The sequence below is a fragment of the Clostridium beijerinckii genome, assembly GCA_003129525.1.
Classification (GTDB): domain Bacteria; phylum Bacillota; class Clostridia; order Clostridiales; family Clostridiaceae; genus Clostridium; species Clostridium beijerinckii_D.
Map to the genome: position 1 here is coordinate 567159 of CP029329.1, position 20253 is coordinate 587411.

General features: G+C 30.3%; 10 protein-coding genes. 2 read left to right on the top strand and 8 right to left on the bottom strand.

Going from position 1 to position 20253, the window contains the following annotated elements:
- Window positions 1-234: 234 nt before the first annotated feature.
- Together DIC82_02300 and DIC82_02305 are read right to left on the bottom strand one after the other, a co-directional pair.
- Complete coding sequence (locus DIC82_02300) at window positions 235-561, bottom strand: hypothetical protein (protein ID AWK49993.1); 327 nt, start codon at window positions 559-561, stop codon at window positions 235-237.
- 388 nt (window positions 562-949) lie between these two features.
- On the bottom strand, window positions 950-2545 hold the full coding sequence (locus DIC82_02305) for a peptide chain release factor 3 (GenBank protein ID AWK49994.1): 1596 nt from the start codon (window positions 2543-2545) through the stop codon (window positions 950-952).
- Between the two features lie 582 nt (window positions 2546-3127).
- Here DIC82_02305 and DIC82_02310 point away from each other — a divergent pair.
- Window positions 3128-4948, top strand: a complete 1821-nt coding sequence (locus DIC82_02310; GenBank protein AWK49995.1) for a cell wall-binding protein — start codon at window positions 3128-3130, stop codon at window positions 4946-4948.
- 1005 nt (window positions 4949-5953) lie between these two features.
- Complete coding sequence (locus DIC82_02315) at window positions 5954-7810, top strand: cell wall-binding protein (GenBank protein AWK49996.1); 1857 nt, start codon at window positions 5954-5956, stop codon at window positions 7808-7810.
- Window positions 7811-8031: 221 nt separating this feature from the next.
- On the opposite strand, the gene DIC82_02320 is transcribed toward DIC82_02315, so the two are convergent.
- The 6 genes from DIC82_02320 to DIC82_02345 all read right to left on the bottom strand — a co-directional run bounded on the left by DIC82_02320 (window position 8032) and on the right by DIC82_02345 (window position 20232).
- A complete protein-coding gene (locus DIC82_02320; GenBank protein AWK53016.1) occupies window positions 8032-9036 on the bottom strand; it encodes a glycerophosphodiester phosphodiesterase in 1005 nt (334 codons plus the stop codon).
- Window positions 9037-9392: 356 nt separating this feature from the next.
- Window positions 9393-10454 (bottom strand): bacteriocin, encoded by a 1062-nt coding sequence (locus DIC82_02325; protein AWK49997.1) that lies wholly within the window; start codon window positions 10452-10454, stop codon window positions 9393-9395.
- A 147-nt stretch (window positions 10455-10601) separates the two neighbouring features.
- Window positions 10602-14003 (bottom strand): hypothetical protein, encoded by a 3402-nt coding sequence (locus tag DIC82_02330; protein ID AWK49998.1) that lies wholly within the window; start codon window positions 14001-14003, stop codon window positions 10602-10604.
- A 418-nt stretch (window positions 14004-14421) separates the two neighbouring features.
- Window positions 14422-16515: a glucan-binding protein gene (locus DIC82_02335; GenBank protein ID AWK49999.1), complete on the bottom strand. Its 2094-nt coding sequence runs from the start codon at window positions 16513-16515 to the stop codon at window positions 14422-14424.
- Between the two features lie 159 nt (window positions 16516-16674).
- Window positions 16675-18729 carry a diguanylate cyclase gene (locus DIC82_02340; protein AWK50000.1) on the bottom strand — a complete coding sequence of 685 codons (2055 nt, stop codon included), beginning with the start codon at window positions 18727-18729 and terminating at the stop codon, window positions 16675-16677.
- A 198-nt stretch (window positions 18730-18927) separates the two neighbouring features.
- Window positions 18928-20232 (bottom strand): methyl-accepting chemotaxis protein, encoded by a 1305-nt coding sequence (locus tag DIC82_02345; protein AWK50001.1) that lies wholly within the window; start codon window positions 20230-20232, stop codon window positions 18928-18930.
- Between the last annotated feature and the right edge of the window lie 21 nt (window positions 20233-20253).

Consider the following 20253-nt stretch of genomic DNA (forward strand, 5'->3'; position numbering starts at 1 on the left):
TTAAAGGTAATTTTGAAAATTTATAGATTTTTTTATCATATATTAATAAGTAGTGAACCCAAATCTATGATTTGGTATGAATCACTTACTCAGCGAACGCATGTGAGTCGAGTTTCCTTGCCTCAATATCATATATAAATATTCTATTATTTGTATTAACTCTCAAAATACAATAAGGTGATTTATTTAAAATTATTTTCAAGCAAAAAAGAGAGCCTTTTCTATTGCTCTCTTTTAGTGATTATGATTTTTTCCTCTCCTGCAATTACCAAGATTCTCCTGACAATCAGCAAGAGTGTCCATTAAGTTGTCTACTAATTTACATGTAAGACATGATTGATTATCAATCAACTTCTCATTCATGCACATTAAATAACTAATAAAATTTTGATTAGTATACGCATATAAAAATAGTAATATCATTATTAGTTTATTTAACAATACTCCTTGATTCTCCACAACCATTGTAGACAAGGTCAAGTCACTTATTGGATCACATGTTGTTCCACTATTCGTTCCCAAAGTATCGAAATCAGTATCACAAAAATTACTGTTACTCATTCTCTTCCTCTCCATGTACAAACATATTATATAATAATAGTATGAAAAATCTTTCCTTTTTGTTACTTGCTAATTTAAAGTATTAATTTTCTAAAATCAGATGTTTCTATTTATATCTTCTCTTTCATCAGCACATATTCTCTCTTATTTCAAATTTACTTTCATTATATGTTACTTCATTATAATTTCTTAAATCTGAAATAGGTTTAATATTTGGCATAATATAAATTCGTTTTAATATTTACTTTTACCGCAATTTATATTTATGCACATTCAACGTAGTGTTTTACTTAGAAGTATTAGTAATACTTCTCATTTTTTTAATGCAAAAAATCCCAAGGCAATACTCACTTTAAGTATTACCTTAGGATTTGCTTGATAATAAGTTTTAGTCCTCACTCTTTCCAACTGCTGAAAGAATCAATCCCTTGTTATGTTCTAATGCCCAACTGATACCCCAATCATTTTGGAATATAAGTAAATTTCTATCCTTAAGATCTTTAACCTTTTTAGTATCTGAAGTTAAGTTTAATGAATCCATTTCAATGTCTTTATTTTCAATCCATCTTACATATCTATAAGCTAATCTATCCATTTTTACATCAACATTATATTCATTATTCAATCTATATTCTAATACTTCAAATTGAAGTACACCAACAACTCCAACTATGATTTCTTCCATACCGATGTGAGTTTCCCTAAATACTTGAATTGCACCTTCTTGAGCAATTTGAGTAACACCTTTTACAAATTGTTTTCTCTTCATAGTATCTACTGGTCTTACTCTTGCAAAATGTTCTGGTGCGAAAGCTGGTATTCCTTCAAATTTGAACTTATTTGATGGCATACATAATGTATCACCAATTGAGAATATGCCTGGATCAAATACACCAATAATATCTCCTGCATAAGCTTCTTCAATAATTTCTCTTTCTGCTGCTAAGAATTGTTGCGGTTGAGCAAGTTTAAGCTTCTTGCCACCTTGCATATGCATAACTTCCATTCCCTTTTTAAATTCTCCCGAGCAAATTCTCATAAAGGCAATTCTATCTCTATGTGCCTTATTCATATTTGCTTGAATCTTAAATACAAAGGCTGAAAAATCCTTATCCATAGGATCAATTTCTCCTATGCTTGAATTTCTTGAAAGTGGTGCAGAAGTCATTTTTAAGAAATGCTCTAAAAATGGTTCAACTCCAAAGTTAGTTAAAGCAGATCCGAAGAATACTGGTGTTAAATCTCCTTCTCTTACCATTTTAGGATCAAGTTCATCTCCTGCAATATCTAAAAGTTCAATGTCTTCCATAAGTTTATCATGAAGTGGTGTTCCAAGTAGATCCTTGAATATCTCATCATTAACATCACCTTCTGTTGATGTAACTTCTGTTTGACCATGATTTCCAGCATTAAAAGCTAGAACTCTCTTGTTTTGTCTTTCATAAACACCTTTAAATTCCTTACCTGAACCTATTGGCCAATTTATTGGATAAGTCTTTATTCCAAGTTCATTTTCAATATCATCAAGTAAAACAAATGGATCTTGAGCTTCTCTATCCATCTTATTTATAAATGTAAATATAGGAATTCCTCGAAGGGCACAAACATGAAATAATTTTCTTGTTTGATCTTCTATACCCTTTGCAGCATCAATAACCATTACCGCACTATCCGCTGCCATAAGTGTTCTATATGTATCTTCTGAGAAATCTTGGTGACCTGGAGTATCCAATATATTTATGCAATATCCATCATAATTAAATTGCATAACTGAAGAAGTAACAGAAATACCTCTTTGTTTTTCAATTTCCATCCAGTCAGAAACAGCATGTTTAGAAGCTTTTCTTGCTTTAACAGAACCTGCAAGTCTTATTGCACCTCCATAAAGTAATAACTTTTCTGTAAGTGTAGTTTTACCAGCATCAGGGTGAGAAATAATCGCAAATGTTCTTCTTTTTTCAATTTCCTTTATATAAGCAGCCAAAGCTAAATCCTCCTATTTAATATAAAAATTCTTTAAATACGTCTTTGTTAATTTATTTTTACACTTTTCTAAGTCTTTCGTCAATATATTTAATCCACAATCTTCAATGCTTTGCAGCTTGAAATTGTTGATAACTTATTAATATGATATCTAAATTGTATGTTATTAAAAACATTCTATTTTTCCTCATTATTAACTGATATATTATAACATATTCCTAAATTTATGTACATTTAATATTATGAGTATTTTTCAATAACTAAGGTCAAATGTAAGAGATTATATTTATGCTTCTTAGTACTAAGAAAACTGAGCTTAAGTACATACAGTTGTTAATATTTTATTAACATTAATTAAGATTTTATAAAAAGGTACCTAATACCACTTACAACATAGGTATAGTATAGTACAATAAAAAACATGCTATTATACTCAATTTCTACTTTTTTTGATATTTTTTTAAAAAAAGGTACCAAAATATTCATAATCAACTTGTATTATATAGTGAAAAAGTAAAATATTACTTTAATTTTAACGTTAAATATTATTAATATTGATTTTCATAAAAAAAGGAGGATTCTTATGATAAAAAGAATGAGTAAAGCAACATCATTATTAGTAGCAGCAGCAGCAATTATTTCAATAATACCTGCAAATGCGGCTGACTATAAAAAAATTAATTCGGAAGACGGTACTGTGTATAATGCAATAGCATATAAAAACGGTAATTTCTATATTGATGGAGAGATTGACGATAAAGACGATGCCTCTTATTATTTAGCAAATGGCAAATATACTAATTTAGATGACATTGATAGCGGTGCATCTGCAGCAGGTTATGGTTCTAAATACGTAAATGTAGAGGAAGGAGATTACTTCCTTGATTTAGAAACTGGTAAAGTAACAGATGACAATCTTAAAGATGATGCACAAGATGATGCTGCTTCAGCTTTAAGAAAAAACATAAAAAAAGATACAGATGGAAGATATGTAAAAACTGATGCAGAAACAATTAAAAATTTAGCTAATAAAGAGCTAATTGGGAACAAATTTGGACAAGTATGGTATCAAACTCAATATACAAGTCTTAACGATACAAATGGCTTCACTACTGCTACACCAGGGCAATTAAATGTTTATACTGATGGAAAAGGAAGCTACATTGATGCTGACTACAACTTAGGTTCAATTAAAGTAACAACAACTTCAACAGCTATTGGTGTTAGTCCAAAAACTGTTACTGTGACAAATACAGATGACAAATTTGATGGTGCAGGTTTAAATGATGCTGTAACTTCAACAGTCAGTACAAGTTCAACTGTAATTGGGCAAGACTCTAGTAACATATATAGAATTGCAAAAATCACTATAAAAACTGAAGCTACAGTTTCAGTAAGTAAAATCAACGGTATTGATGTTACTGCAAATGCATTTAACACTTCAACACAAGGTGAAGTAAGCTTTAATGTTATTCAAAAAATTTCAAAAACTCAAGCTTCTGGAGATATTGATGGAGCAAAATACGCTAAATCAGTTACTAACTACATTATTGCTGATGACAAAGGTGTAGATGCTTCAGTAAATTTATTAACTAAATATACTGTTTCTAATGGGAAAATAATTACATATAAAATAGATACAACTGATAATTCAGTTGAAACTGCTACAATAATATTAACTTCAAAGAACGGTTACTATTACACTGACTTCAAAAAGAAAGCAGATGAAAAAGCAGCAGTTGTTGATAGTAATAATTTAGCTGTTGATACAGATGTAGATGGAAACCTTTGGCGATTATCTGGTGGATATATATACAGATGGGACAATAATAAAGATTGGGAAAAGATATATAAAGTAGATGGATCTTTCAATGAAATATCCGTATATGATAAAGATAACATTGTTGCTTGGAATGAAAATGATGAGGTTTATTCTGTAATTGGTGGAACAGAAGCTGAAACACCAGCTGAAGAAACTCCAGAAGTAAACACTGGTTGGGTACAAGCACCAAACGGTACTTGGTCATATAACAAAGCTGATGGAACTAAGGCTACAGGTTGGCTTCAAGATGGAGCTTGGTACTACTTAAAAGCCGATGGCGTTATGGCTACTGGATGGTACAATGATAACGGTACTTGGTACTTCTTAAATGGGTCAGGTGCAATGCAAACTGGTTGGCTAAATAACAATGGTACTTGGTATTATCTACAAAGCTCTGGGGCTATGAAAACCGGTTGGTTAAATGACAACGGCACTTGGTACTTCTTACAATCATCAGGAGCAATGACGACTGGTTGGTTAAATGATAACGGTACTTGGTATTACTTATATTCAAATGGTGCTATGGCTGCTAATACAGTAGTTGACGGATATAATTTATCTTCAAGTGGAGCTTTAAAGTAACTTATAAAAATAAATAATTATTATTAATTCAAATTTAAATATTAACTTAAAATTTGCTCTTTTAAGTAATTTCCTAAAATTTATTAATGTAGGGTTGTCTCAAAAATTCATTTTGAGACAACCCTCTTTTATAATTTCTAACTAATGATTCATCTATAGCTCTTTTATATTTTACAAAACAATTTTTTTGATTCTATATGGCAAATCTTACAATATTATAGTAATATATTGTAATATGTATTTGTTTACATTGACATATTCTTATTGTTAACAATTAGATAAAATTAATTTAAAGGGGATAGACTAATGGCTAGTGCAAACATAAAAACTATAATTCAAAAGTTTAAAGACAAAGTGAAAGACTTTCCTATACGAAAAAAATTATTCACATCAGTTGTAGCAATATTAATTCTTGGATGTTTAGCCTCTGGATTAGGTTTAATATTTATTCAGGTAACTAACGCTTCATAAAATCAAGATTATAAAGGTAATTTTTTAGAGATAAAAGATTCTATCAGCAATATTTTAGAATCTTTGAATCAAGTATTTTTAAATATTAAAGAAGCAACTTTTCAAGTTAGTGCTGGTTCACAACAAGTGGCTAGTACTGCTCAAGTATTATCACAAGGTGCAACAGATCAAGCTTGTGCAGTGAATTTCTAATTTCAATATATTTTCATAGGATAAGTATAACTTAGCAATTTAATATATATATTTCTACTTCCAATAATATACCTTAAAATTACCTTAAGATATCTTCAGATAATCTTAAGGTTTTATTTGCTTAAAAAGTACCAAATATCATTTTAATAAGTGTATGATATTAGGTAATAAGAAAATTATGATTAAATAACATTTTTATTCTTATTATTATAACTTTATTGAAAATGTACCAAAATATTCATTTATTATCTGTATAGTATAACGAAAAGTTAATTATTACTTTAGTTTTAACTTCTTTTTTTGTATTACTATACTAATTTTTTTAATAAAAGGAGGATTATTATGATTAAAGGAATGAGTAAAGCAACCTCATTAATAGTAGCCGCAGCAACTATTCTTTCTATAGTACCTGCAAGTGCTGCTAATTACAAAAAAGTTGATTCAGAGGATGGTATAATCTACGATGCAGTAGCGTACAAAGATGGTGCCGCACTTATTGATGGAGAAATTGAAGACATTGATGGCGCCTATTACTTAAATGATGGTAACTACCTTGAATTAGAAGATGTTGATTCAGGTTCAGATTACACTTCATATGGTACTAAATATGCTAATGTCGATGAAGGAGATTACTTTGTAGATTTAGAAACTGGTTCAGTTACAGATGATGATTTAAATGATGATGATTTAGATGATGCTGCATCGGCATTAAGAAAGAAAATCAAGAAATCAGATAGATACCTAGATTCAATTTCTACACCGAATACAACTGTATTTGGTGATACAGATATCGCTGACTTAACTGAAATTGCAGGAAATAAATTTGGCGAGTCTTGGTATGAAGCTAACATTGCTGAAGATAAATCTGCTTCAAGCAATATTTCAAAAACTGGCTTAACAGCTGGTGGAAATCCTTATTTTACTGTCTATACTGATACAAGAGGAAACTATATAGATGCAGATTACAACTTAGGAAAAATTAAAGTTTCAACAACTAATGCTGGAATAGCTGTAACAACATCAGCAGCAGTAACAATAGAAAATACAAAAGATACTTATGACTTAAGAGGTGGAGATGATACTTACGCTAAAATTAAACAAAGCGTAACATTAGGACAAGACTCTAACTATATATATAGATATGCAATAATTTCAGTAACCACAACATCTGATAAAGATGGACAAGTATTCATAAATAATAGAGCATTTAATATTACTACTGGTGCACCTAATTCTATTTCTACTGTAGATTTAAAAGTTATTCAAAAAATATCTAAAACTCAAGATGGCGATGATATTGATGATGCAGAATATTCAAAAACTGTTACTAACTATGTAATTAGTGATGATGATGCAAAATTAATAGGTAATGATGAGACCAATTATCTTAACTTAGCTAAAGACACTACTGGTAAAACTCAGGCAAGAGTTATTGGTGGAAAATTAGTATTATTCCAAGTTGAAGAAAATTCTGATGATGATAATGTTACAGTTCAAGCTGCTACATTAAAATCAAAAAATGGTTACTATTATACTGATCTTGAAGAAAGTACAACTATAACAGCAGAATTTAATGATGATCTTGATAAGACAGCATTTGATACTGATGTAGATGGAAATCTTTATGTAATAGATGGTGGATATGTTAAGACATTTGACGGAACTGATGATTGGGACAAAGTTTACAAGGTAGATGGCTCAATGGATGCATTATCAGTTTATGATAAAAATAACATGGTTTTATGGAGCCAAGATGATGAAGTTTATTCATTAATTGGTAAAACAACAACTGATGGAGATACAACAGTTGAAACTCCAGTTGTAAGTGCCGGATGGGCTCAAGCTACTGATGGAACTTGGACTTATATAAATACTGATGGAACTAAAGCTACAGGTTGGTTAAACTTAGGTGGTGTTTGGTACTACTTAAAAGCTGACGGTGTTATGGCTACAGGTTGGGTTCTTGATGGATCAACTTGGTATTATTTAAATCCAGTATCAACTGGTACACAAGGTGCAATGAAAACCGGTTGGATTCTTGACGGATCAACTTGGTACTTCTTAAGCGGATCAGGAGCAATGAAGACTGGTTGGATTAATGATAATGGTACTTGGTACTATTTATATTCAAATGGTGCTATGGCTGCTAATACAGTAATTAACGGATATAGGTTATCTTCAAGTGGAGCTTTAATATAGTTTATTAAAATAAGTAATAATTATTATACTTTAAGCTTCATGAATTAATTTATAATTTGCCCTTTAAATATTTCTTAAATTTATCCGATAGCTTGAACTTGATTAATAATAAGGGTTGTCTCAAAAATTATATTTTTGAGACAACCCTTCCCTTATACTTTTGCTAATTTTTAAGTAATTCATTATTTTTATAGTAATCAATTCCATATCTGAATTAATTACTATATATCTAAAGTATACTTATTTACTTTTAATTTATTTAATATTTCAACTTCATTTGTAATTATACTATCAACCCCAACCTCTATGACTTTCTGCATATCCTCCATGTTATTAACTGTATAAGTATTTACTCTTATTCCCGCTTTTTTAATTTCTTCCATATATGCTTTATTTAAAATACTAGGGAAATATGGATGATAACATTCTACAGAAATAGCTTTTAAATATTTAGGTATATTAACAAGAATAGATTCTGCTAAAGCTCCTAACGTTATTCTTTTCTTAGTAGATAGATTCTTATTCAGTTTAATCCTTTGATCTTCGAGCTTCCTTATTTTAATTAAACTCATATGGTTAAAACTCGAAATTATAACTCTATCTCTTAAATTAAAATTATCAATCATTGTTAAAACTTTTTCTTCTAAACCCTTATATTCAATAACACTATTTTTAAGTTCTAAATTTAATACCTTTAAATCTGATTTTGCAACAAGTTCTAATAATTCTCTTAATGTAGGTATTTCTTCTCCACCTCTGTTTTGAAAATATTCAACCTCTGCTATAGTATAATCTCCTATTTTTAAATTCTTTATATTATCTGCATTCAAATTATCAAAGATCCCTTCAATCTCCAATTTTGAATCTTGAATTTTATCAAAAGACAATTCTTTTAAATAAGGCATCTTTTTTAACATTTCATTATTTACTAATTGTATTTTTTTTAATTGTTCATTATCTATAATTTGCAAGTCTTCTAAAATCTTTGATTTTAAATATACCATTTCTTCTAATGCATCAGTTTTTAAAGCTTGGACCCTTGGTACGCTTTTAGTTCTAAATATTTTGAGTTCATCTAAAGTGTAGTCTTTAACAAAACCATGGCCATTAGTCGTTCTATCTAAGGTTTCATCATGAATAATAACTGGTATTCCCTCTTTAGAAAGTTGAACATCAGTTTCTATTCCATCTGCTCCATATTCAATCGCCTTCTTAAAAGCTAACATAGTATTCTCATCAAATTTTCCACTATAACCTCTATGTGCGATATTTAAAATCCCCAATTTATTTCCTCCCTCTATATTTCAAAAGTATTTAATTATATCCTAATAAATTTAACATCGTTTACTTATATTCGAACTATAATTTGTAATTTATTTATATATATACATATTTTACACCTATTTCAATTATATTACTACACATAAAAATACCTGTTTAATATACTTTATATTTTGCATATTAAACAGGTATTTTTATTTAATGTCTACTAGCTATTGTAGCACTCCACTCCCACTAAAAGGAGAAAGTTAATCACACAAAATTAAATATATACAGTGTGAAAATTCAATCAAATATAATTTTATTGACCAGTTATTTTTACGTAAAATTCGTCATAAACTCCTGATCCGTCCTTTGCAGTTGCCTTTACAGTAACTGTTCCATTTGAGACTGCTGTTAATTTACCAGAAGTACTTATAGTTGCTTCTCCAGTTGTATTATTTGTGTTATTTGAAACTGACCATGTTACTGTTTGATCAGTTGCATCATTTGGATATACTTTTTTGGTCATTTGTAAGCTTCCGCTCTTAGTTGTAATTTTAGCTAAATTATTTGAGTCTGAAACTGTTATAGCTTCAACCTTTTTAGTATCTTCAGCAGTTGAGCTGTCATCTACTTCCCATTGAGCATATAAAGTAATATCTTTTTTAATCTTTATCTTATCATCATATTCGTAGCTTGTACTATCTCCATCACTATCAGTATTCCATTCAACAAATGCATATCCACTCTTGGTAGGTTTATATAAAGTCATATTTGTATCTTCATCAATAGTTCTTGTCTTAAGTAGTTCATCATCACTATCTTCAGCATAAGGATCTTTAAACTTAACCTTATATTGCTTCACTTGTTTTGAACCATCTGATGGAATATCACTTGACATCTTTATATCATCACTTACTATTTGACTTGGTACATAAGGAAGTGTGCTGTTTCCATAATAATCAAATCCTTTGATAGGCATCGGTACATCAGTTCCTATGCAAACTCCATTATCATCAATATTATAAAGTATCCCATTTACAATACAATTACCTTTTTGCATTTCTCCACTTTGGGTAAACACATAAATCTTTCCTTCAATTTGGATTACTCCAGTCTGCATAATTCCACTTAAATCTATATAATACCATTCACCATTGCTATTAATCCATCCAGTTCTCATTTGACCAATATCATCGAAAAAATACCAATTGCCACTTATTTGTCTCCATCCTGTAGCATATCTATATCCTTCTGTATAACTCCAATTTCCATAATCATTTTTAACCCATGCAGCTGAAACTCCTACTGGCGCTAATGTAATTATTGTTGAAGTAATAACAGCTGCTACAATTAACTTTTTAAAAAACTCATGCTTCATATTAAGCTCCTCCTTATATTACCTGGTTGTTTGGTCAAGTTATATTGCAATAACCTGACCACCTCTTCTTTAGTGTGTTCTACTTTCAATTGCGCCCTCTAACTCTGTAATAATTCTAGAAGGTGATTTTTCCTTCCAAATCACGTTTTAAGTAATTGTTATAGTTTTTGTAAAGCTCTTACCTGATCCATCGTTAGCAGTTGCTGTTACCATTACTGTTCCAGCAGACACTGCTGTTAATTTTCCACTCGCATCAATTGCCGCATGAATAGAATCCCCTGTTCCTCCAAAATCTGTTACAGTCCATTTTACAGTTTGATTTGTTGCATTAGTTGGTTTTATATCTGTTGGCAATTGTAATGTCTTTCCAGATACTACAGTATCTAATCCAGTTATTAAAACGTCTGTTACTAAAATAATTTGTCCACTTATTGTAATTACTTTTGCTCCTGTAATTACTTGTGTTCCGCCTAAAATCGTAGCAGTTGATCTTACTGTAACTGTTCCATTTGCTATTGCTGTTAATTTTCCAGTACTATCAACTGAAGCTTTTCCTGTCATTGCTGTTCCTGTATCTCCAATTTGCTCAACTGACCATGTTATTGCTGATGGCGTAGTCGTTGCATTAGTTGGGAATACATTTGCTTGCATTTGTAGAGTTCCTTTATCAACTGTTATTTGAGCAACTTCAGTAGTTCCAATCACTCCACCATTTAAGGCAAATCCTTTTAATGCAAATCCTGTTGCTTTAACAACTTGATTACTTATTGTTATTGTTATAGGATTTGAAGCAACTTTACCATTATCTGTTGAAATTGCTTTTACTTTAACTGCTCCATTTGATACTGCTGTTAAAAGTCCTGTAGGGCTAATTGTTGCTTTCCCTGTCAATCCAGTTACAGGGTCATAGATTGATTCAACTGACCATATTACCACTTGGTTAGTAACATTATATGGAGTGAAGTTTGCACTCATTTGTAAAGTTCCATTAGGACTTTTTATTTCTTCATTACTATCACTTGGTGTAATTACTGTAATTCCATCAACTAGAACTTGTGGAATTATTTTTATTGTTTTACTTCCAAAAATACCTGTGCCATCTGTCGCAGTTGCTATTACATTAACATCTCCAGCTGATTTTCCTGTTAGAACTCCAGTAGACGTAATTGTTGCAGTTCCTGTACTTCCTGCCACACTATCAACTGACCATTTTACTGTTTTATAAGTTGTATTAATTGGTAATATACTTGCGCTCATTTGTAAAGTTCCATCAACTACTGCTTCTGAAGCATTTCCTGTTGAATTTACTGTAATACTAATTGCTTCGACAAATTGTCCGCTTAAACTTATAGTTTTAGTTCCAATTACCTTCGGATAATCTACTGAAGTTGCTTTTACTATAACTGTTCCATTAGTTACTGCATGTAAGGTTCCATCAGCATCCATTGTTGCAGTTCCTGTTCCACTACTAACTGCCCAAGTTACTGCTTGAGATGTTGTACTAGTTGGCACTACAGTTGCAATCATTTTTAAAGTTCCATTATCAGTTGTTATTGATGTAGCATCATTTGTTCCACTTACTACAATACTTGATACTGGTATTATAGTACTTTGTCCAGATAGTTCTATATCTTTAGTTCCAACAACCTTTGATCCATCTGTAGCAGTTGCTTTTACTGTAACTGTCCCATTTGATATTGCAGTTAAAACTCCATTACTATCAATTTTTGCACTTCCATCTACATTTTCAACTGACCATGTTACCGCTTTTTTAGATGCAGTAGTTGGTGTTACAATTGCACTCATTTCTAATGTTCCACCATCAGCTGTTATTGTAGTAGAATCATCTTTCCCATTTACCGTTATTTTAGTTACTATTATGCTTTGTCCACTTATTGTTATAACTTTAGTTTTAACAATTCCAGAACCATCATTAGCAGTTGCTTTTACTGTAACTTTTCCATCTGCTAATGCCTTCAATAGCCCTGTACTACTAATGGTTGCATTTCCATCCATTATTGTGCCTGTATCTCCTACCTTTTCAACTGACCATGTTACTGATTTATTACTTGCAGTGGTTGGTAATATACTTGCAGTCATTTGTAGAGTTCCACCATCAGCTGTTATTGTATCAGCTCCACTTAATACAATACCTTCTACTGGTATCTTTAGAAGTTGTCCACTTATTGTTATGGTTGTACTTCCAACAACTGTTGATCCATCTTTATTAGTTGCAGTTGCTTTTACTGTAACTGTTCCATTTGATTTTGCAGTTACAAGTCCATTAGCATCAATACTTGCACTTCCTGTTCTATTTTCAATTGACCATGTTACATCTTGCTTATTTGCATCAGTTGGTAACACACTTGCCTTCATTTGTAATGTTCCACCATTAGCTGTTATTGTAGAAACTCCAGTGTTGCTAGTCACTGAAATTTGGCTTACAGGTACAACTACTTCTGTTGCACTTACTGTTACTTCCTTCATTCCACTTATATTTGATCCATCTTTAGATGTTGCTTTTACTGTAACTGTTCCATTTGCAGTTCCTGTCAATAATCCATTACTGTCAATTGTTGCTTTTCCTGTACCATTAGTAACAGACCATGTTACACTTGTATTTGATGCATCACTTGGTGATATTTCTGCTGTCATTTGGCTAGTATTATTTATAGTAACGTATGAACTACCCTTTACAGTAATATCATCTACATATATAGCATCATCATCTGCCCATTGTGCATATAAGTTTATATCTTCTTTTACTTTTATATTATCATTTTTATCATAACTCTTACCTGATCCATCACTCTTAGTATCCCAACCTGCAAAGACATATCCACTTTTAGTTGGTTCATATAGATCTACTGACTTTCCATTTTTAACACTCTTTGTTTTAAGTTCTGCTCCATTGGAATCTTTAAATCTAACTTTAAATGTTCTTCCTTCATTTGGATCATCATCAGATATACTTTCATCTTCAATAACTTCATTAAATTTTGAATCAGTTGGTGAAGTAGTTGACTTATTATGACCATTCTTTAAAACTGTTAATACATTTCCAGACTCATCGAATTCTTTATCCGGTGTTGGCACTTTCATACCTACAACTTCTCCATTTGAGCCAATAGTATAAAATTGTCCATCAATCACCGTATTCCTAGTTTTTGCAACTCCATTATCATCCAACATATAAACTTTTCCTGCTATATTAACAGTTCCTGTTTGCATTTCTCCACTTGAATCTGCATAATATAAATTCTTATTATAGTTAATCCAACCTGTTTTTAACACTCCATTATTTTGCAGAAAATACCATGAACCTCCGGCTTTAATCCATCCAGTTTGCATTTTCCCATTATCATCAAAATAATACAATTGTCCATCAATTCTTTTCCAGCCCGTCATTCTTTGATTATCTTGAGTATAATACCAATTATTTTGATAATCCTTTACCCATTCAGCTGAAGCTTTAATTGGAACTAATGTACATAATGTTGTTGAAATCATAGTTCCTAAAATTATTTTGCTTATAAATTTCCGTCTCATGAAAACTTCCCCCTATATATGTTTTTCCCAACATGTTTTTCTTAATATATTTCTACTAGTAGTCGTCTCTTTTTATTTTAATATGTATTTTGTTATAAACTTTATTCTTTAACTAATCCTAAATTGCCCACATAGTACCCTAAAGATCATCAATTGTACATTGTTAATTTCGATACGCATAATATACTTTATTATCGATACATTTTTATATAACTAAATAGTTATAACACCATATTATATCAAACCTGCCATATTAGGATAATATTTTAGAAAAATATTTCCTATGGTAATAGACATAAATAAATCCTCTACATCTATTACTGATGTAGAGGATCTAGTTAATAAATATTCTATGCTAAAGCACCCATCAAAATCTTCCGTAACTGGAACAAATGCATGCCCCCTTATTTCGGTATGACTATACGCTTAAACTTCCATCTGAATTAAAAATGTATTTTGTTCCATCTATATATCTTGAACCTGTTACCATTATTCCATTAACATTGAAATAATATGATTTGCCATCTAAAGTAACCCATTCATTTTTCTTCATCTTACCATTAACATCATCTAAATAGCATAAACCATCTGATGACTCTGCCCAACCTGTCTTCATAGAACCATCATCATTTGCACAGTACCAACTTCCATTAGATCTAAACCATCCTGTTTGCAAAGCTCCTGATGGATCTTTAAAGTAATACCATTTTGTTCCCAATTGAAGCCAATCATTTGCTACTTGTCCATTATTTTTTAAATAATACCATTTGCCATCAGACCATTTCCAAGTTGAAGTTGCCATTGAACCATCTTTATTAAAGTAATACCAATAGTCTTCTATTTTAAGCCAATCCTTTGTCATCTTCCCATCAGCTTTTAGGTAATAATTTTTATCACCATCATTAACCCACTTCATCTTTTGAGCTGACCCATCATCGCCAAGGAAGTACTTATCCTCATTATCTTGAACCCATTTGTTAAATAATTGGTACCCCTTTTTCTTATCAAAGTAACTTCTCTTGCCATTAACTATTTGCCATCCGGTTTCCATAGCTCCATCAATCCTATTAAAATAGTATGTTTTGTCCTTAATTTTTTGAATACCTTTTAAGCTTATACCGTCTTCATCATAATAATAAATGTATCCATCTCTTTTGTCCCAGCCTTCATCATTATCAAATCTGTCAAAGACTTCATCCCAAGCATCATCAACATCATCACTCTTATCATTAAGTGAATCAGTCAAATCATTTAAGGAATCACTTAAATCATCAAGGGAATCAGTTACTCCATTAATAGTATCGCCTATACCACTGTTGTCTATTACATTTCCAATTTCAGAGTTTACATTTGGAATCATAGTATATGTTCCAATTTTTATCATTCCCTTTATTGTATCTCCTATAGCACTCAAATTCATACTATTTATTGTAGAATCTAATAATGCTTTTTCAAAAGTTTCAACTGGAAGAGCATACTGATAATTCTTTGAAGTTAAATCCTTAGTAGTTAAAGATATACCTAATATTGTAGTGCTTATACCTTGAGAACTTAAATCTATTCTAGAAGTAAATCCTTTCAAATTAGTCACACCTGAAAAACTAATAGCATTCAATATATCTGTTGACTTAGCACTCTTAACACCTTTAGACATTTGAAGCATGTTATAAACTGGATTATTAATTGCATATACTTTGCTATTAGTATAGTCCATGATATTTATATTAAGTCCATCACAAATAATCTTAGTATTAGATGCACTTAAGTCAATTATTTTACCATATGCTGTACTACCACTTAAAGGTAGTGATGGAACTAACGCAAGGCTACTATAAGTTGCAGTTTTTTCAGTTGCATTATAAGTATCTACTGGATTTAGTGCAAGACCCAAAGTCCCACCAACTGCAAATCCTTGTGCTGCTGTGCTTGTTCCATCAGCCACAGTGTATTTATATACCGGTATATTTTTTGCTTCTTCTTTCACCATTGCAATAATTTTTGCATTGGATAAGCTTCCCATAGCTTGCAATTTAGTTAATACTCCAATTGCGGATAACTTCAATTTAGTTCCTTTTTGTATTAGAGTTTGAGATCCAATACTTTGCCCATAAGCAATTAACTGAGTTCCTCCAGTTTCTACTGCTGTTACTCCAGCAACTATTTTAGGCATATTATTAGTCAATGTTTGTGCGATTGTTCCTGCTGCCGTATCATCTAAGGTATAAGAAAGGCTTCCACACTCCTCAAATTGAGAAACTGTAGTGCTTGTACTAACATTACTATATACTGCATTTAATTTAGTAGGTATCATTGCTGCTTCTACAGTTTTTAATGCTTCTTCTTCATCTGTACTAGCCAATGTTACTTTATTATCCTGTGAATCTAACGTTATTTCTGTGCTATTATTAACTTCTGCCTTTGCATCTATAGAAAATATGTTCAAAGGAGCTATTGTAACAATACTTGTCCCAATTAGCACCAATGCCACTATTTTATTAATTCTTCGTATCATATTTATCGCCTCCAAAATATCTACTCATATTATATCATTTATACTGACCAGTTCAAATACTTTTTCAATGCACAGTTCACAATTGAGGATAAAATACTTTCGGATTTTTAAATATAATTTTTCGAGCTCCTTTGAAGTTTGTCACATAATTATTCATTGTTAATAAATATTCTCTTCCTTTAATAAATCAATGAATTCTTTTACAAGAAGTGGATCAAATTGAGTTCCTGAGCACCTTTCAAGTTCTTCAATAACATATTCTTTGTCAAAAGCTTCTTTATAAATTCGTTTATGAGTCATAACATCAAAGGAATCAACTATTGTGATTATTCTTGATAATAGTGGTATTTCTTCTCCGTTTAGTTTATTAGGATAGCCTGTCCCATCATATCTTTCGTGATGCGCCAATATTTTATTTGCAATATGAGCTAATTCTGGAGTTGAAGATGCAATCCTATAACCTATATCTGAATGTGTCTTCATAGTCTCCCATTCTTCATCAGTAAGTTTTGATGATTTCATTAAAATTTGTTCTGGTATTCCGATTTTACCTATATCATGTAGTGAAGACAATAACTCTAGTTCATCTAATTTTTCTTTTTTTAATCCAATTCTTTTCCCCAATCTTAAACTTAAGTTTTTAATTCTTATTGTATGTTCTTCTGTTTCACTATTTTTTTCATGCAAAGTTCTTAAAAGTGAATTTATAGTAGCACTTCTAGCACTTTTTTCCTCTAAAAGTTTATTTCTGTACATTCTCTTTTCTGCGAGGCCCATAACAGCTTCTATATTTGAATTTTCCTCATAAGATCCTGCATAGCCCAATGCTATACTTATTTTAAAATGAAACTTTTCTTCATTTTCACATTTTCCTCTAATTTTATCTATTAAATTAGACACATAAACTTCATCCTTATTTTTAATTAATATTATAAATTCGTCTCCGCCCCATCTAGAAATTACATCATCATAAGCGCAATTTTCTTTTAATATTCTGCTTACAATTTTCAGCAATTTATCTCCCTCTACATGACTTAGTGCATCATTTGTTAATTTCAAACCGTTAAGATCTCCCATGATAATGTAGTAACTTTCTTCTTCATTTTTATCTAATTCATTTAATATTTTCTCCATATATGCTCTATTCTTTAATCCTGTAAGTTTATCTGAATAGCTTAAAAATAATATCTCTTGGTTTGCTAAATTAATCTTGGCAAGCATTTTATTAGTCGCTTCAGCTAATTTAGAAAATTCATCATTTCCAGATAAATTAACAGTTAATTTTGTATCTTTAGTTTTACCAACTTTTTCTATGAAACTAGTGAGTTTTGAAAGTCTTATTAATATATATCTATTAATAACGATAATATCAAAAATCAAGATTATAACTATTAAACATAAAAATCGAAAAATAAAATTCTTTAAAAAATGACTTATTTGTTCACTATTTGAATTCTTATCAAACATTCTAATAATAATTGAATCTTGGCCATTAATATCTTCAATAGTCTTACTAGCTTCAGAATTTTCTTTACTATATGTTATTATGCCATCATCTGAATTTATATAAGATATATCATCATTGTTTTCAAATTTTTGTTGTTGTGTCTCTCTAAATTTCAAATTAACTGGAATAATTTCATCTATATAATTTAATAATTCCTTATCTATTTCACGAGTTAGTATTATTGTTCCATTACTTTCGGCTTGTTTATCTGATGATGTTATAGGTAATGTTCCCACTATATAAACCTTACCTTTTAAAAATAATAATCCTATTCTTTGATTATTTGCTTTATCAAAATTCTGACTATTTAATAAAAGTTTCTCTAAAATAGCTTGACTATCTTCCTTTTGCATTCCAATTTCCTCAGAATAGACTATTTTTTTATCGTTATTTATATAAATTACATTTTCTAAATTTAAATCATCTATTGTAACATATGACAAATTTGAATCAATATACTCTTGATTTGGCTTATTTATAAATTCATATGTATCATCCCATTGACCCCAATCCATAAGAAGACTTTGCAAATTATCCTCTTCTTTTTTAAGAATATGGTTAATTACTTCAAAATCTTTTATTATATGTTGTTCTTTATCTTTATCTATGTAACCAAAATAAGAAAAATAAAATATTATAATAGTTACTGCTATTACTGATATAAGAGTTGAACTTCCTATTATAAATGCTTTTTGTTTTATAGTCATAATAATGTCTCCTTACAAACTGTAAATATTTAATACTTAATGAAGAATATATTGTTTATAGATTTTATTTATATACACTTAGCTAAATTGTCAACAATCAATGATAAGTAATATGTAAACTTAAAATAACCATAAAACTAATTATATCAAAATTAGTTTTATGGTTAGAAGTAATGGTCAATTGTATTGCTTTTAATTTTATAATTTGAATCTTTGTACTAATTCAGTTAAATTCATTGCTATTGTCGCTTGTTCTGTTGCTGCACTTGCTACTTGATCCATAGATGAAGAACTTGCATCTATTTCGCTTTGTATTTCTTCACTATTAAGAGATGCTTTTTGCACATCCGATGCTGTAGTTTGAAGAGCCTTAGTTATTTCTTCAACCGTAGCTTCAACCTCTTGTGCCATTGCAACTAACTCTTCTGACATGGAGCTTATAAAGTCACCATCATTGCTATACTTCTCTCCAATTTTAGCATAATCTTGTAATTGTTTATCAATATCTGTTGACATAAAATTAAGTATATCATTGCTATTTTCAGCAAGGTTTTTAACTGCCTCGTTTATCTTAGATATTGTATTTTGAATAGTTATAACTGTTTGTGATGATTCCTCTGCAAGTTTTCTAACTTCCTCTGCAACAACTGCAAAACCTTTACCTGAATCTCCTGCTCTCGCTGCTTCAATGGCTGCATTTAGAGCTAATAGATTAGTTTGTTCTGCAATTCCAGCTATTATATCTGCCATGACTTTTACTTCTTGAACAACTTTAGCATCTTCAATAGCATTTATTATATTTGTTTCCTTTTGTTCACGAACTTTTACTGTGTTTTCTATTGCGATTTTACTGTCTTTTTTTACTTGTTCAGCTCTTCTCTTAATCTTTTCAGCATTTGTACTTCCTTCAGATGCTTTTGCTGCTAGACTTTCCATACTTGAATTAACTTCTTCAATAGATGCTGCAATCTCCTGTGCTGTAGCACTTGTTTCAGTCATTGTCATAGCTATATTTTTTGATGAATTATCAACTTGGTCAAGCTTAGCTGATACTTCTTCTGCACTTGCTGAAAGTTCTTCACTTAATGAACCTATATTGCAAGATTCATTAAGTATTGTAGAAATAAGCTCTCTGATATTCTTCTGAGAAATATTTAATTCATTTGCTATATTTCCAAGTTCATCATTTTTAGTAATTTTAATGTCTTTTGTAAAATCATATTTAGCTAATCTTATAGCAAAGTCTTTAATAACATTTAATCTTAAAATTATATTTCTATACATGTAAATTGTTGCAATAACAGCAATTATTAAACTTATACCACTTAGTATTGTTATTGTTGTAATATCTTTTGCTAATGTAGTTCCAGTCGCTAATCCATTTTTTATATCATTAATTTGTTTAAAATTTATAACTCCAGATATGAATACTAGTAAACACATAATAGTATATGACATTATTAGTTTAGTCTTTAGCGACACATTTTTTTTCTCTTTATTCATTTCAATTTCCCCCTTATTCTG